Annotated in this window: 11 protein-coding genes; 9 read left to right on the top strand and 2 right to left on the bottom strand. The window is 66.0% G+C overall.

The genetic code is table 11. The features are described from left to right. From trsM to AWY79_RS13610, 7 genes are read left to right on the top strand one after another with little or no spacing between them, the layout of a single operon-like run. Positions 1-663: a DVU_1556 family methyltransferase gene (trsM, locus tag AWY79_RS13640; protein WP_066805041.1), complete on the top strand. Its 663-nt coding sequence runs from the start codon at positions 1-3 to the stop codon at positions 661-663. Next, on the top strand, positions 663-1,118 hold the full coding sequence (locus AWY79_RS13635) for a DVU_1555 family C-GCAxxG-C-C protein (protein ID WP_066805038.1): 456 nt from the start codon (positions 663-665) through the stop codon (positions 1,116-1,118). Before trsM ends, AWY79_RS13635 begins: the two co-directional genes overlap by 1 nt. Then, positions 1,115-2,476, top strand: a complete 1,362-nt coding sequence (gene trsS / locus AWY79_RS13630) for a radical SAM (seleno)protein TrsS (protein WP_066805035.1) — start codon at positions 1,115-1,117, stop codon at positions 2,474-2,476. The genes AWY79_RS13635 and trsS overlap by 4 nt, the downstream gene beginning before the upstream one ends. Further along, the gene (locus AWY79_RS13625) at positions 2,457-3,782 is read left to right on the top strand and encodes a DVU_1553 family AMP-dependent CoA ligase (RefSeq protein ID WP_066805032.1); all 1,326 of its coding nucleotides are present in this window, start codon (positions 2,457-2,459) and stop codon (positions 3,780-3,782) included. Before trsS ends, AWY79_RS13625 begins: the two co-directional genes overlap by 20 nt. Then, complete coding sequence (locus tag AWY79_RS13620; RefSeq protein WP_066805029.1) at positions 3,779-4,771, top strand: XdhC family protein; 993 nt, start codon at positions 3,779-3,781, stop codon at positions 4,769-4,771. Before AWY79_RS13625 ends, AWY79_RS13620 begins: the two co-directional genes overlap by 4 nt. Then, on the top strand, positions 4,768-5,919 hold the full coding sequence (locus AWY79_RS13615) for a DVU_1551 family NTP transferase (protein ID WP_066805026.1): 1,152 nt from the start codon (positions 4,768-4,770) through the stop codon (positions 5,917-5,919). The genes AWY79_RS13620 and AWY79_RS13615 overlap by 4 nt, the downstream gene beginning before the upstream one ends. Next, complete coding sequence (locus AWY79_RS13610) at positions 5,916-6,524, top strand: histidine phosphatase family protein (RefSeq protein ID WP_066805023.1); 609 nt, start codon at positions 5,916-5,918, stop codon at positions 6,522-6,524. Before AWY79_RS13615 ends, AWY79_RS13610 begins: the two co-directional genes overlap by 4 nt. A 9-nt stretch (positions 6,525-6,533) precedes the next feature. Here AWY79_RS13610 and AWY79_RS13605 read toward each other — a convergent pair whose 3' ends face one another. Both AWY79_RS13605 and AWY79_RS13600 read right to left on the bottom strand, forming a co-directional pair. Continuing rightward, positions 6,534-7,418: a hypothetical protein gene (locus AWY79_RS13605; RefSeq protein WP_066805019.1), complete on the bottom strand. Its 885-nt coding sequence runs from the start codon at positions 7,416-7,418 to the stop codon at positions 6,534-6,536. Between the two features lie 106 nt (positions 7,419-7,524). After that, positions 7,525-10,734 carry a DEAD/DEAH box helicase gene (locus AWY79_RS13600; protein WP_066805014.1) on the bottom strand — a complete coding sequence of 1,070 codons (3,210 nt, stop codon included), beginning with the start codon at positions 10,732-10,734 and terminating at the stop codon, positions 7,525-7,527. Between the two features lie 197 nt (positions 10,735-10,931). On the opposite strand from AWY79_RS13600, the gene AWY79_RS13595 reads away from it, so the two are divergent. Both AWY79_RS13595 and AWY79_RS13590 read left to right on the top strand, forming a co-directional pair. Next, complete coding sequence (locus tag AWY79_RS13595) at positions 10,932-12,569, top strand: peptide-binding protein (RefSeq protein ID WP_066805012.1); 1,638 nt, start codon at positions 10,932-10,934, stop codon at positions 12,567-12,569. Positions 12,570-12,581: 12 nt separating this feature from the next. Continuing rightward, the gene (locus AWY79_RS13590; RefSeq protein ID WP_066805010.1) at positions 12,582-14,783 is read left to right on the top strand and encodes a RelA/SpoT family protein; all 2,202 of its coding nucleotides are present in this window, start codon (positions 12,582-12,584) and stop codon (positions 14,781-14,783) included. Positions 14,784-14,811: the final 28 nt, after the last annotated feature.

Raw genomic sequence — 14,811 nt, 5'->3', positions numbered from 1 at the left:
GTGGTCGCGTCCGCGCCGGTTCCCCTGTGGGAGCGCGAAGCGCTGCACGAGGCGGCGGGGCCGACCTTGCGCCCCGGCGGGTTCGAGCTGACGGACCGGGCCGCCGAGTTCATCGGCGCGGTGCCGGGCTGGACCGTGCTCGACGTGGGGGCAGGGCTGGGGGCCACGGTCTCCCGGCTGCGCTCCCGTTTCGGCGTGCGCGCCTTCGGCGTGGAGCCGTCCGCCGGTCAATTGGCGCGTGCGCACGGGGCTGCGGGGTTGATCCGCGCGCGGGGCGACGAACTGCCCTTTGGCCAGGGCCGGTTCGACGCCGTGTTCTGCGAATGCGTGCTCTCCCTGTTCGACGACAGGGCGGGGGGGCTTGACGAATTTCACCGCGTGCTCAGGCCGGGCGGCTTCCTGGTCCTGTCCGACCTGTGCGCGTCCGGTTCCCCGGCGGAGGGCGGTGCGTCCTGCGCCGACCGCGCCGCGCCCCTGGCGGACATCGCCGGGCTGGTCCGGGAGCGCGGATTCTCCGTGGAACTGACCGAGGACCACTCCCGGCTCCTCCGGGACCTCGCCGCGCGGCTCGCCTGGAGCGGCGAGGCCGGGCGGCACGGTTGCGGCTGCGGGCGGAATGCGGGCTATTTCTTGATGATCGCCAGGAAGCAAGGAGTGAAATGATGCTGGACGACAACGGACTCCGGGTCATGGAACTGGGCGGAAAGGGCTATTGTTGCAGCCAGATGATGGTCATCATGGCCCTGGACGAGATGGGCCGCGAGGACCCGGACCTGGTCCGCGCGGCGGGCGGACTGTGCAACGGGCTGGGCGATTGCTCCGGGCCGTGCGGGGTGTTGACCGGCTCGGTCCTGGCGCTTGGCCTGTACGCGGCCAAGGGCACGGACGACGAGGAGCCGGACGACTCCCTGCCGTTGATGCTCGAATCCATGCGCGACTGGTTCGTGGCGCGCACCCTCGAATACGGCGGCACGGCCTGCGGCGACATCCTGGACGGCGGCTGCGGCGCGCCCCACCCGGAGCGGTGCGGGGGGCTGGTGGCCGACGCCAACGCCAAGGTCCGCGAAATCCTGGTCGAGAACGGGCTGGACCCGGCACAGGGACGCGACCTGTCGTGAACTCCGGTAGTGTCTGCCCCGTCTGCCTGACGCCCATTCCCGCCGCCCACGAGACCGTGGGCGACGAGACCTTCCTGGTCAAGACCTGCCCGGACCACGGCGAGTTCCGCACCGTGGTCTGGCGCGGCGAGCCGTCCTTTTCCTCCTGGGCGCGGGACAAGGTCCCGTCCGGGCCCAAGACCCCGTTCACCAGCGTGGACAAGGGATGCCCCCTGGACTGCGGGCTGTGCGAGGCCCACCGCCAGCACACCTGCACCGCGCTCATCGAGGTCACCTGGCGGTGCGACCTCGGCTGCCCGGTCTGCTTCGCCTCGTCCGGGGCCAAGGCGTCCCCGGACCCGTGCCCCGACGACATTGGCCGCCTCTTCGACCGGGTGGAGCGGGCCTCCGGGTTCTGCAACATCCAGCTCTCCGGCGGCGAGCCCACCGTGCGCGAGGATCTGCCCGATCTCATCCGCATGGGCAAGGACAAGGGATTCCCGTTCATCCAGCTGAACACCAACGGGCTGCGCCTGGCCCGCGAAAAGGGGTATGCCGTGAGGCTGGCCGAGGCCGGTCTGGATTCGGTCTTTCTCCAGTTCGACGGCACGGACGACAGCGTTTACCGGACGCTGCGCGGTCGTCCGCTGATCGCGGACAAGCTGGCCGCCCTCGATGCTCTGGCCGAGGCGGGGGTGGGCGTGATCCTCGTCCCCACGGTGGTTCCCGGCGTGAACGACCACGAACTGGGCAACATCCTGCGGCTGGCCGTGGACCGCTCCCCCGTGGTGCGCGGCGTCCATTTCCAGCCGGTCAGTTATTTCGGGCGCTATCCCAGCCCGCCCGGCGACGGGGAGCGCATCACCCTGCCGGAGATCATGCGCGGCCTGGAGGCGCAGACCTCGGGCCTGCTCCGGGCTTCGGACTTCAGCCCGCCGGGCTGCGAGCACGCCTACTGCTCCTTTCACGCCAACTACGTGGTCACCGAGACGGGCGGCCTGACCCGGCTCTCGGCCGGGTCCAAGTGCGGCTGCGCACCGCGCCCGGCCTCGGAGGGGGCGGATGCGGCCAAGACGTTCGTCAAGCGCCAGTGGGCCCGGCCGGGCCGCGAGCTGCCCATGGATTTCGGGCAGCCTGCCGAGGCCGGGCCGACGGACGAGCTTGACGCCTTCATCCGCCGCGCGGCCACCCACACCCTGGCCGTGTCGGCCATGGCCTTTCAGGACTGCTGGACCCTGGACCTGGACCGGCTCAAGGGTTGCTGTATCCACGAGGTTTCGCCCGACGGGCGGCTCATCCCGTTCTGCGCCTACAACCTGACGTCCATGGACGGCGAGACCCTGTACCGGGGGAAGTGCGATGGCATTGCCGTTCCCTGACCTCTGGCTGTCGCGCCGCATGGGGCTGGCCGACGGGGCGATCCCGTCGCGGGCGGAGTTTGAAGCGTGGCTTGCGGACCGCTTGGCCGAACTGGTTGACCACGCCAGGGCGAACAGCCCGTTCTATGCTCGTCACCTCGACGGGTTCGACGGCGCGTCCCTGCGTTCCCTGGACGATTTCTCGAAGCTGCCGATGATCACGCCGGACCTGCTCGGCGCGGCCCCGGAGCGGTTGCTCTGCGTGTCGCAGGACGAGATCGCGCGGGTGGTCACCCTGACCAGTTCCGGGACCACCGGCATCCCCAAGCGGGTCTTCCATACCGGCGAGGACCTGGCCGCGACCACGGAATTCTTCAGCCGGGGCATGGCCAACATGCTCGGCGCGGGCGAGACCGCCCTGGTCTTCCTGCCCGGCGAGCGGCCCGGCGGGGTGGGGCGGCTGCTCGACGAGGCCTTGTCCCGGTTCGGGGCGCGGGCCGAGACCTTCGGTCCCCTGGAGGACGCGGACGCGGCTCTGGACCGCTGCCTGGACCTGGGCGCGACCTGCGTGGTGGGTTCTCCGGCGCATCTGAATCTGCTGGCCCTGGCCTATGCCCGGCGCGGGCCGACCCACGGTCCCATCCGTTCGGCCCTGCTCTGCTGGGACACCGTTCCCGATGCCGTGGTTCGCAACGTGGCCGGGATTCCCGGTTGCCGTCCCTTCCGCCACTGGGGCATGATCGAGACCGGCCTGGGCGGCGGCGTGGAATGCGCGCCCGGTTCGGGCATGCACCTGCGCGAGGCCGACGTGTATGTGGAGATCGCGGACCAGGACACCGGGCGGCTCCTGCCGGACGGCGAGTTCGGCGAGATGGTCGTGACCACGCCGCTCAGGCGCGGCATGCCGCTCATCCGGTACCGCACCGGCGACGTGGGGCGCATCCTCGCCGGGGAGTGCGTGTGCGGCTCGCCCCTCAAGCGGCTGGACCCCCAGGTCCGGCGCGTCGGGGACGGCGTCGAACTGGGGGCGGGCGTCCTGCGCCTGGATGAGCTGAACGAGTTGCTCTACGGGTTGCCCGGCGTGGGGGATTTCGCGGCCCGGTTCGATCCCAGGTTCGAGGCCCGCCGTGCGACAAATCGGCTCTCGCTGACCATCTGCGGCCAGGTGGAGCGGGAGGATGTTTTCGCCGCCCTGCGGACGTTGCCCGGTGTGGCCGCGTCCCTGGATTGCGGCGCATTGGAGTTGGAAATACAATTGCGTGACGGTCGCCGACCGGCCATACCGGGCCTGGGCAAGCGCCGTTTGGATACAGGGAGCGAACGATGATCGGATTTGTGCGGGAAGTGAGCGGGCTGGTGCGTGGCGGCGAACCCTTTGTCCTGGCCACGGTGGTGGAGAGTTCCGGGTCCACGCCGCGTTCCTCGGGCGCGAAGATGGCGGTGCGCGGCGACGGCTCCATCATCGGCACCGTGGGCGGCGGACTGGCCGAAGCCCGCGCCTGCCGGGAGGCCGGGAAGATGCTGGCCGAGTCGCGCCCTGACGGCGAGGCCCGGCTGATGGAAGTGGACATGACCCAGGAGCTGGCCGCCGATTCCGACATGATCTGCGGCGGCGGCCTGACCCTGCTTCTGGAGCTGGCGGGACCGGACGGCGGCTGCGCCCGCGCCTACGGCGAGCTGGACTCCCTGCTGCGCGCGGGGCGGAGCGCACTGCTTCGGACCCGGCTGGCCGAGAACGGCGGGCTGCGGGCCGTGGAGCATCTTCTGGAGGCCGGTCCGACCGGCGGGGAGACGCCCGTGTTCGAGCGTGACAACGGGACCGTCCTCCTCGACGAGCCGTTCATTCCGCCCGCACCGCTCTATATCTTCGGGGCCGGACACGTGTCCCGGTTCACCGCGCGGGTGGCGGCCATGGTCGGCTTCCGCACCGTGGTCCTGGACGACCGCGCGGAGTACGCCAACCGGGAGCGGTTCCCCGAGGCGGACCAGGTGGTGGTCCTGCCGTCCTTCGAGGGGTGCTGCAATTCCTTCCGGGACGACCCCGAGGCGTTCGTGGTCATCGTCACGCGCGGCCATCTGCACGACCGCAACGTGCTGGCCGAGGCGCTGCGGACCAAGGCCCGGTACGTGGGGATGATCGGCAGCTCCACCAAGCGGAACAAGATTTACGCCTCGCTCCTGGCGGGCGGTTTCACCCAAGGGGAGATTGACCGCTGCCACAGCCCCATCGGGCTGCCCATCGGCGGCCGGACCCCGGAGGAGATCGCGGTCAGCATCGTGGGCGAGCTGATCCAGGTCAGGGCGGGCAAGGCATGAGCCTGAACATTGCGGCGGTCATACCGGCGGCGGGGTTGTCTTCGCGCATGGGACGGTTCAAGCCGCTCCTGCCGCTGCCCGGCGGAACCGTGCTGTCGCGCTGCGTCCGGCTGTTTCGGGAGAGCGGGGTGGAGCGCGTCGTGGCGGTCACGGGCAAGCGCGCCGAAGCGGTGGCCGCCTGCGTCATGGAGGCGGGCGGCATAGCGGTCCACAACCCGGCCTTCGAGCAGGGCATGTATGCTTCGGTCCTGACCGGGGTGCGCGCGCTGCCGCCGGAAACGGACGGCTTCTTCATGCTCCCGGCGGACATCCCCCTGGTGCGTCCGCAGACCGTGCGCCGGTTGCTGGAAATCTTTGCGCGGGAGACCCCGTCCGTGCTCTATCCCCGGTTCCTGGGCGAGCGCGGCCATCCGCCGCTTATTGCCGCCAAGGCGATTCCGGCTATCCTCGATCATCATGCGGTGCACGGGGGGAAGGGCGGCCTGCGCGCGGTGCTGGAAGGGCTGGAATCCGCCGCGCTCGACGTGGACGTGGCCGACCTGGGCACGGTCCACGACCTCGACCATCCGGAGGACTACGAATTCGCCCTGGCCGTGGCCGACGCGGGCTATCCCCTGGAGGACGAATGTTGCGCCCTGTGGGCCATGCAGGGGACCAGCGACCACATCATCGGCCATTGCCGGGCCGTGGCCCGGGTGGCGGCGGCCCTGTGCGAACGGCTGAACGCGCGGTTCTCCGAGCGCCCGGGCGCGGTCCGGCTCGACCCCGGCCTGGCCCTGGGCGCGGCGCTGACCCACGACATCGGCAAGGGCACCAAGCGGCACGAGGCCGCCGGGGCCGAGCTGCTGCGCGACCACGGTTTTTCCCGCGCGGCGGACATCGTGGCCGATCACTTCGATCTTTCCCAGGCCGACGACGTGCCGATCACCGAGCGCGAGGCCGTGTTTCTGGCCGACAAGCTGGTCCGCTGCGACCGTGCCGTGCCTTTGGAGGGCCGCTATCTGGAGAAGGCCGAGATGTACCGACACGAGGAGGGCGCCGAGGAGGCGATCCTGGGCCGCCTGACCCGCGCCCGCGTGCTCATGGCCCGTTTCGACCGCGAGATGGGCGAGCCCGCCGAGCGGGTGGCGGCGGAGGCGTTGGCGTGATCATCCTGCTGCGCCACGCCGTCACGGACGTTGCGCCGGGGACGTGCATCGGGCGGACTCCGACGCGCCTTTCGCCCGACGGCGAGACCCAATCCATGGAACTGGCCGGGAGCTTCGCGGAGGCGGGGTTGGCGCGGCTCTGCTCAAGCCCGGCCATCCGGGCCGTGGACACGGTTTCTCCCCTGGCCGAGCGGCTGGGGCTGCCTGTGGAGACCTGGCCGGAGCTGGACGAGATCGACATGGGCGAGTGGGACGGACTTCCTTTCGAGACCATTCGGCGGGACCACCCCGGCGACTATGCGCGGCGGGGGCGCGAGTTCGCTTCGTTCCGCGCGTCGGGCGGGGAGAGCTTCGAGGAAGTGGCGGAGCGGGCCATGGGCGCCATGCGCAGGCTGGCCGGGGGCGAAATGCCCGTGCTGGCCGCGACCCATGCCGGGGTCATCCGGGCCGTGCTCTGCCGGGTGACCGGCCATCCCCTGGGCGACCTCTTTCACTTCAAGCCCGCCCACTGCCGGTGCACGGTCCTGGGGTTCGTTGCCGGCGGGTTCGGGGTCCTTGCGCCGTCCGTCTCCCCGGCCGAGGCCGCGGCCCTGGTCCGGGGCTGATCCCGCCTGCTAGGCCCGCTTGCGGAGAAAACGCGAGTTGGTCGAATAGAAGATGTTGTAAACCAGGGTCAGCAGGCAGGCGAAAATCGCCGCGCCGATGCCGATGCCCACGTTGTAGTAGGGGGGCGCGGTCAGGGCCAGCCGGATGAGCAGGGTGGCCAGGGCGAAGCCGGAGTTGCGGAAGACCGCCCGGAATTCGGGCAGGAACCGCTGGGCGATGAGCACCAGCATGATGTCGCTGAAGATGAGCACCGTGTAGAAGCTCTGGAAGAAGTGGAAGGGGTGCTCCCCGTTCAGGAAATGCAGCCCGTTCTTGATGCCCATGCCGATGAAGATGACCAGCATGATCAGGGCCACCAGCTTCTTGGCGGCCACGAACTTGAACAGCGGCTCGCCCTTGCGCAGGGTCTCGTCCAGGTTGCGGCGCAGCAGGGAGTAGACGCCGAGCAGGGCGAAGATGGCCACGGCCCCGCCGCCGTCGGCGATGATGACCCACAACTCCTGTTCGTGGCCGGTGATGGTGATCGGCTCCGGGAAGTCGGCCAGGGCCTTGAACGCGCTGCGCAGCAGGATCAGGGCGAGGATCTCGAACTGCTTGCCCACGGCCTTGGAGATGGAGCAGGGCAGGGTGAAGATCAGGCTGATGACCTCCAGCACCAGGACCAGGGTGAAGGCCAGGTTGATGGCCATGTAGTGGCTGGTCGGGACCATGTGGTCCAGCGGGGCGGGCATCCATCCCTGGCGTTTCATCTCGATGGTCCCCAGGGCGAGGACGAAGACCAGAACCAGGAACCCGGCCACGGCGCGCTGGGTGGCGTCACGCTCCCAGAATTCGTGCAGCGGGTCAAAGGCGAAGGTGGACCAGTCGTATATCTTGTGCATGGGATGTCTCATGGACCTCTCCAAGGAAAAACCTGTGGTTGAGTGCCGTTACGCGGCGACCCACGAGAATTAGCAGGACGACTGACTGTTGTAAATAGGAATATTTCCTGTTTACGAATTAAATCTCGAACAGCATCTCCAGGTCGTCGCGGGTCAGGCTCTTGAGGGCCGACTGACCGGGGATGATCGCTTCGGCCACGTCCTTCTTCTGTTCCTGGAGCTTGAGGATGCGCTCTTCCACGGTGTTCTGGCAGATCATCTTGTAGGCGAAGACCTGGCGCTTCTGGCCGATGCGGTGCGTGCGGTCCGTGGCCTGGTTCTCCACCGCCGGGTTCCACCACGGGTCGTAGTGGATGACGTAGTCGGCCGAGGTCAGGTTCAGGCCGGTGCCGCCCGCCTTGAGGGAGATCAGGAAGATCGGGATGTCCGGGGAATCGTTGAACTTGTCCACCTGCTCGAAGCGGTCCTTGGAGGAGCCGTCCAGGTAGGCGAAGGGGATTTCCCGGATTTGCAGCCAGTTGCGGATGACATGGAGCATCTGCACGAACTGGGAGAAGACGAGCACCTTGTGGCCGCCCTCGATGATGTCCACCACCAGATCCTTGAAGGCGTCGAACTTGCCGGACGGCAGGTTGGTGGACACGCCGGGCATGTCGAGCTTGAGCAGCCTGGGGTGGCAGCAGATCTGGCGGAGCTTGAGCAGGGCGTCGAGGATGGACATCTGGCTCTTGGCCATGCCCTTTTCGTCCACGTCCCGGAGGACCTGGTCCTTGAGCTTCTTGGCCAGGGCGTTGTACAGCTCGCGCTGTTCGTCCACCAGCTCGCAGTAGTGGGTGGTCTCGATCTTGGGCGGCAGGTCCTTGGCCACCTCCGCCTTGGTGCGGCGCAGGATGAACGGCTTGACCCGCGTGCGCAGATACTCCAGCGTCTCCTCGTCGCCGTCCTTGATGGGCTTGACGATGCCGCGCTGGAAGCTGTGCTGGGACCCCAGGAATCCGGGCATGAGGAACTCGAACAGGGACCACAGCTCGAACAGGTTGTTCTCGATGGGCGTGCCCGACAGGCAGACGCGCAGCCCGGCTTCGAGCTTGCGCACCGAGCGGGCGGTGATGGTGTTCGGGTTCTTGATGTTCTGCGCCTCGTCCAGAATGACGCTGGCGTATTCGAACTTGAGCAGCTCGTCCAGGTCGCGCCTGAGCAGGGCGTAGGTGGTGATGACCAGGTGCGAGTCCTTGATGTGCTGGAACAGGCCCTCGCGCTTGGCCCCGTAGATGGTCAGCCGTTTCAGGCCGGGCACGAACTTCTGCGCCTCGCGCTCCCAGTTGGGCAGGACCGAGGTGGGCACGATGATCAGGTTCGGCCCGGTGATGCCGCTGTCCACCAGGGATTGGATGTAGGACAGGGTCTGGATGGTCTTTCCGAGGCCCATCTCGTCGGCCAGGATGCCGCCGAAGCCGTACTCGCGCAGGAAATTCAGGTAGCTCAGGCCCTGAATCTGATAGGGGCGCAGGGTGGCCTGCAATTCCTTGGGCTGCTCGATCATCCTGATCTGGTCGAAGTTGTTTATCTTCTCCCGCAGCTTGACGAAAAATTCATCGGTCTGGGCCTGGGGCAGGTCTTCCAGGATCTTTTCGAGCACCGGGGCCTCGAACTGGTTGAACTGCTGTTTGGGCGCCTTCTCCGGGTCGAAGCCGAGCGCCTTGAGCTTGTGGCCGAGCTTGTTCAGCCAGGACTCGGGCAGGCTGGTGTAAGAGCCGTCCTTGAGCTGGACGTACCGCTTGCCCTTGGTCCATGCCTCCCAGATGATCTCGATGGGCACGCGCTGGTCGTCGTACTCCACGGAGAGTTCCAGGTTGAACCACTTGTCCTCTTCGTCCGTCTCCACCTCGGCGACCACCACGGGCTGGGTGGTGCGCACCTTGTAGCGGGTCAGGTTCTGTTCGCCGAAGACCCGGTACGCCTCCACCAGCTGCGGGTAGAAGTCGAGCAGGAAGGTGATGGCCTCCTCCTGCTCCATGAACCAGATGTGGTTGTTCCTGGCCTGGAAGTGCATGTCCTGCAACTCGGCCAGGAGCTGGGCCTCCTCGTTCTGGGCGCGGCGGATGAGATAGGATTTGCCGCCCTCGTGATAGGAGCCGGTCTGGAGGTCGGGATTGGGGCCGGGCATGATGAACTCGCCGTGCTCGTTGGCGTAGATGTTCTGGATCTTGAGCACCAGCAGGGACCCCTCTTCGTCCAGGTAGAGCTTGGGGTCGTATTCTGCATCCTTGAAGATGGGGCCGACACGCTCCAGGAAGTCCTCCTGTCCCCACAGGTCGCTGACCGGAATCTGGGTCCAGACGCGGTCCAGGAACTCGGACACGTCCGCGTGGGGGACGATGGGCTTCTGCTCGACCATGCCCTGGACCAGCTTCGGGTCCAGGCCGGTCTGCACCGGGTAGAAGGAGTTCTTGTAGTACACCCACAGCGGCAGCCGCCCGTAAAAATAGATTTCCTCCTCGTCGGTGATGGAGAAGGGCATCTTGTCCTCGCGCGCCAGCAGGATGTCGAAGGAGAGCCCGTCCTCGGAGAGCGTCGGGGAGAGCTTGAGCTGCATGGTCTTGGACTCGATGGTCACGGGCTGGTCGGTTTCGCGCAGGTAGAGATAGTACTCGTTCTTGACCGCGCGGAAGAACCAGGAGTGCAGACCCGCGGGGATCTCCACCTTGTGGCCCCAGTAGTCGAGGTAGTGGCCGATCTGCTCGGCCACGCCGGGCAGGGCCGGGGAGGTGTCGCACCAGTCCGGGTTCTCCACGATCTGGGCCAGGGTGACTTCGTTCTGGACCTGGGAGATGCCCGATTTGTTCTGGCGGGCGCGGAAGAAGGCCACCTGAAGGCGGCCCAGTTCGGGATAAATTCGGTAGATAAGGTAATGACGGCCGGATTCCGGCTCCAGCTCGGTGGCGAAAAAGGGACGGAAGGTCTGGCGCCAGTCCGTGCGCGGGGTGGGCATCTCGCCGCCGGACTCGGTGTCCAGGGACTTGAGCAACTTGACCGCGGTGGCCGCCACGTGACGGCAGACGCCCGAGAAGGAATCGGGGCAGTTGCAGTAGTAGTTGATGGTCTGATCCGACAGGTTCAGGCCGATTTCCGAGGTGTAGTTCTGGAATTCGTCGCCCTGGACCTGGCCGTCAATATCCCAGTACTGTTCACGTTTCTTCAAGTCCAGCTTGGAAACGCCGTTCTCGGCAACAATACCATGGGCGCTCTCCAGGATGTAATCCGGGATGCTGTCGCCTATGAAATCCTGCAATATGGATTTGACTATCTGTTCTTCGCCGCTACTCATTCGGGGTCTCTTCAATTCATCGCTTCAAGGGAATCGAACAGGACTTCTTACATATAACCCGGACAATGGGCAAGTCGGATTTGTTTTCCCTATCTCCATGTGGACTCTTGGCTTTTGGCTACCATTGGTCCATACTGTGAACATCAGCCATGCTCGCATAATTGTATGGTCCAACCAAACTGTTTTTGCAAGGGAAAATGAGACTACTCAAGCTTCTGGCACCATTGCTCTGTCTGGTTCTCCTGGCCGGTTGCTCCGACGGGGGCGGCCCGGCCACGCCCGTGCCGCCGATCGACCCGGCGGCGGTCCCCGCTGCGCCCGAGTCAGGCGGCACGCTGGTGCAGCCGACCATCGGGGAGCCGAGCAACCTTATCTCCGTCCTGGCCTCGGATTCCTCGTCCCACGAGATCGCGGGGCTGATCTACGTCGGCCTGCTCAAATACGACAAGGACATCAACCTGGTGCCCTACGCCGCCGAGTCCTACGAGGTGCTGGACGGCGGCAAGTTGCTGAAGTTCAAGCTGCGCGAGGACATCTACTGGACCGACGGGGTACAGCTCACGGCGGACGACGTGGAGTTCACCTACCGGCTGACCATCGACCCCGAGACGCCCACGGCCTATGCGGGCAACTTCAAGCTGGTCAAGGAGTTCCGCAAGACGGGCAAATTTTCCTTCGAGGTCACCTACGACCAGCCGTTCGCCAAGGCGCTGGTCTCCTGGGCCACGGACATCCTGCCCAAGCACGCCCTGGAGGGCGAGGACCTGCTGAACACCAAATACAGCCGCCAGCCCCTGGGGGCCGGGCCGTACATCCTCAAGGAGTGGGACGCGGGCAGCCAGCTGGTCCTTGAGGCCAATCCGAACTACTTCGAGGGCAGGCCGTACATCGACCGCGTCATCTACCGCATGATTCCGGACATGGGTACCCAGTTCCTGGAGCTCAAGGCGGGCAACCTCGACATGATGGGGCTCGATCCCCTCCAGTATCTCTACCAGACCACCGGGCCGGGATGGGACGGCAGCTTCCACAAGTTCGAGTACCTGTCCTTCGGCTACACCTTCCTGGGTTTCAACTTCAAGCACCCGTTCTTCAAGGACGTGCGCGTGCGCAAGGCCATCGACTTCGCCATCGACCGCCGCGAGCTGGTCAAGGGCGTGCTCTACGGGCTGGGCAAGGCGGCCAACGGTCCCTACAAGCCCGGCACCTGGCAGTATGACGAGGACGTCAAGCCGCGCGCCTACGACCCGGCCAAGGCCCGCGAATTGCTGGCCGAAGCAGGCTGGACCGATTCCGACGGCGACGGCTGGCTGGACAAGGACGGCAAGCGGTTCGCGTTCTCGATCATCACCAACCAGGGCAACTCCCAGCGCATCAAGACCGGGGTCATCCTCCAGCAGCGGCTCAAGGAGATCGGCATCCAGGTCTCCCTGCGCACGGTGGAGTGGGCGGCGTTCATCAAGGAGTTCGTTGACAAGGGCCGCTTCGACGCTATTATCTTGGGATGGAACATCCTCCAGGACCCGGACATCTATAACGTCTGGCATTCCTCCATGGCGGTGGACGGCGGGCTGAACTTCATCCGTTACGTCAACCCCGAGCTGGACGAGCTTCTGGAGCGCGGGCGGCACATGGTCGTGCAGGAGGAGCGCAAGCCCGTCTACGACCGGGTGCAGGAAATCCTGCACGAAGACGTTCCCTACTGTTTTCTCTACGTTCCCATGTCCCTGCCCATCGTCCAGGCCCGGATACAGAACATCAAGGCCGCCCCGGCGGGGATATCCTATAATTTCGAGAAGTGGTGGATTCCACGACGGCTGCAACACCAGCCATAAGGCCACGCATACATGATTCGCATCAACGAGATCACCGACAAGGTGGCGTCATATATAGAAAAACCCGACCTGGACCTGATCCAGCGGGCCTACGTCTTTTCCGCCCAGGCCCATGACGGGGTGGTCCGGCGCTCCGGCGAGCCGTACATCTCCCATCCCATGAACGTGGCCAACCTGCTGGCCGACATGCAGCTGGACGAGGCCACGGTGGCCGCGGGGCTGCTGCACGACACCGTGGAGGACACCGGCACCACGGTGGACGAGATCGAGGATCTGTTCGGCTCGGACGTGGCCGACATCGTGGACGGGGTGACCAAGATCAGCCAGATGGACTTCGAGTCCAAGGCCGTGCAGCAGGCGGAGAACATCCGCAAGCTCATCCTGGCCATGGCCGAAGACATCCGCGTGCTCATGGTCAAGCTGGCCGACCGGCTGCACAACATGCGCACCCTGGAGTACATGAAGCCGGTCAAGCGGCGGCTCATCGCCCAGGAGACCCAGGACATCTACGCCCCCCTGGCCAACCGTCTGGGCCTGCACCGGGTCAAGACCGAGCTGGAGGACCTCTGCCTGCGCTATCTCAAGCCCGACGTCTTCGAGCAGCTCTCGGACGCCGTGCACGAGCACCGCGCCGCGGGCGAGCCGTACATCGAGAAGGTCATCGACCTGATCTCGGACATGCTCAAGAAGAACAAGATCAAGGGGCGGGTCTTCGGGCGCACCAAGCACCTGCACTCCATCCACGTGAAGATGGAGCAGCAGGGATTGACCTTCGACGAAATCTTCGACCTCATCGCCTTCCGCATCATCGTCGACTCGCTCAAGGACTGCTACGCGGTCCTCGGCCTCATCCACGCGGCGTGGCGACCCGTGCCGGGCCGGTTCAAGGACTATATTTCCATCCCCAAGGCGAACATGTACCAGTCGCTGCACTCCACGGTCATCGGGCCGGACGGCGAGCGCATCGAGTTCCAGATCCGCACCGAGGAGATGCACCAGATCGCCGAATACGGCGTGGCCGCCCACTGGCAGTACAAGGAAGTGGGCAAGGGCGCGAAGAAGGGCAAGTCCACCGGCACCCGCGACGCCGAGCGCTACACCTGGCTCAAGCAGATCATGGACTGGCAGCGCGAGCTGTCCGACCCGCGAGAGTTCATGTCCTCCCTGCGGTTGGAGATGTTCCAGGACGAGGTCTACGTGTTCACGCCCAACGGCGACATCAAGGAGCTGCCCGACGGGGCCACGCCCGTGGACTTTGCCTACGCCATCCACTCGGAGGTGGGCGACAAGTGCGCCGGGGCCAAGGTCAACGGGCGCATCGTGCCGTTGCAGTACACCCTCCAGAACGGCGACTCCGTGGAGATCATCACGGACAAGAACCGCGTCCCCAGCCGGGACTGGCTCAAGTTCGTCAAGACCGCCAAGGCCCGGACCCGCATCAAGCAGTACACCCGCACGGTGGAGAAGGAGCGGGCCATCTCCCTGGCCAAGGAGATGCTGGAGAAGGAAGGCCGCCGGGTCGGCATCAACATGCAGAAGGCGATCAAGGACGGCGACCTGATCAAGCTGGCCGGGGAGTTCAACTGCGGCAGCGTGGACGAGCTGCTGACCCAGATCGGGTTCTCGCGCTTCACCCCGCGCAAGGTGGTCAAGCGGCTCTATGCCATGACCCACGGCGACGTGCTGGACGAGCGCAAGTTCCGGGACAAGGATGCGGAGTTCGACGACGACCACGCCGCACCGTCCGGCCCCGGCGAACCCAAGAAGAAGCCCCGCGCCGAGGGGTTGCAGATTTCCGGCGTGGACAACGTCCTGGTGCGTTTCGCCAGCTGCTGCAACCCGCTGCCCGGCGAGCCGATCCTCGGCTACATCACGCGCGGCCGGGGCGTCACCGTACACCGCATCGACTGCCCGAACATCTCCAATTTCGAGGACGAGCGGCTGCTCCAGGTCAGCTGGGAGGGCGTGGAGGAAAAGCCGTATCCGGCCAAGATCAAGATCAAGTGCCTGAACAAGGCGGGCATGCTCGGCAAGATATGCACCATGCTGGCCGACCTCGACGTGAACATCGACTCCGGCAACTTCGAATCCAAGGTGGACGGGACCTCCATCCTGAACTTCACGGTCGAGGTCAAGGACCTGGACCAGCTGTACTCCGCCCTGGCCGAGGTCAAGAAGCTCAAGGCCGTGAAGGAGGCCCTGCGCGTCTCCTGACGCCGTGGCATCACGGACGAGAAACAAG

The organism is Pseudodesulfovibrio indicus (genome assembly GCF_001563225.1).
Classification (GTDB): domain Bacteria; phylum Desulfobacterota; class Desulfovibrionia; order Desulfovibrionales; family Desulfovibrionaceae; genus Pseudodesulfovibrio; species Pseudodesulfovibrio indicus.
This window is presented reverse-complemented; position numbering and strand designations above follow the sequence as displayed.

What these genes read in the sequence shown, in the direction of transcription:
- AWY79_RS13635 (WP_066805038.1), top strand. Translation starts at nt 663, where the DNA reads ATGCTGGACGACAACGGACTCCGGGTCATGGAACTGGGCGGAAAGGGC.
- AWY79_RS13625 (WP_066805032.1), top strand. Translation starts at nt 2,457, where the DNA reads ATGGCATTGCCGTTCCCTGACCTCTGGCTGTCGCGCCGCATGGGGCTG.
- AWY79_RS13620 (WP_066805029.1), top strand. Translation starts at nt 3,779, where the DNA reads ATGATCGGATTTGTGCGGGAAGTGAGCGGGCTGGTGCGTGGCGGCGAA.
- AWY79_RS13615 (WP_066805026.1), top strand. Translation starts at nt 4,768, where the DNA reads ATGAGCCTGAACATTGCGGCGGTCATACCGGCGGCGGGGTTGTCTTCG.
- AWY79_RS13605 (WP_066805019.1), bottom strand. Translation starts at nt 7,418, where the DNA reads ATGAGACATCCCATGCACAAGATATACGACTGGTCCACCTTCGCCTTT.
- AWY79_RS13600 (WP_066805014.1), bottom strand. Translation starts at nt 10,734, where the DNA reads ATGAGTAGCGGCGAAGAACAGATAGTCAAATCCATATTGCAGGATTTC.
- AWY79_RS13595 (WP_066805012.1), top strand. Translation starts at nt 10,932, where the DNA reads ATGAGACTACTCAAGCTTCTGGCACCATTGCTCTGTCTGGTTCTCCTG.
- AWY79_RS13590 (WP_066805010.1), top strand. Translation starts at nt 12,582, where the DNA reads ATGATTCGCATCAACGAGATCACCGACAAGGTGGCGTCATATATAGAA.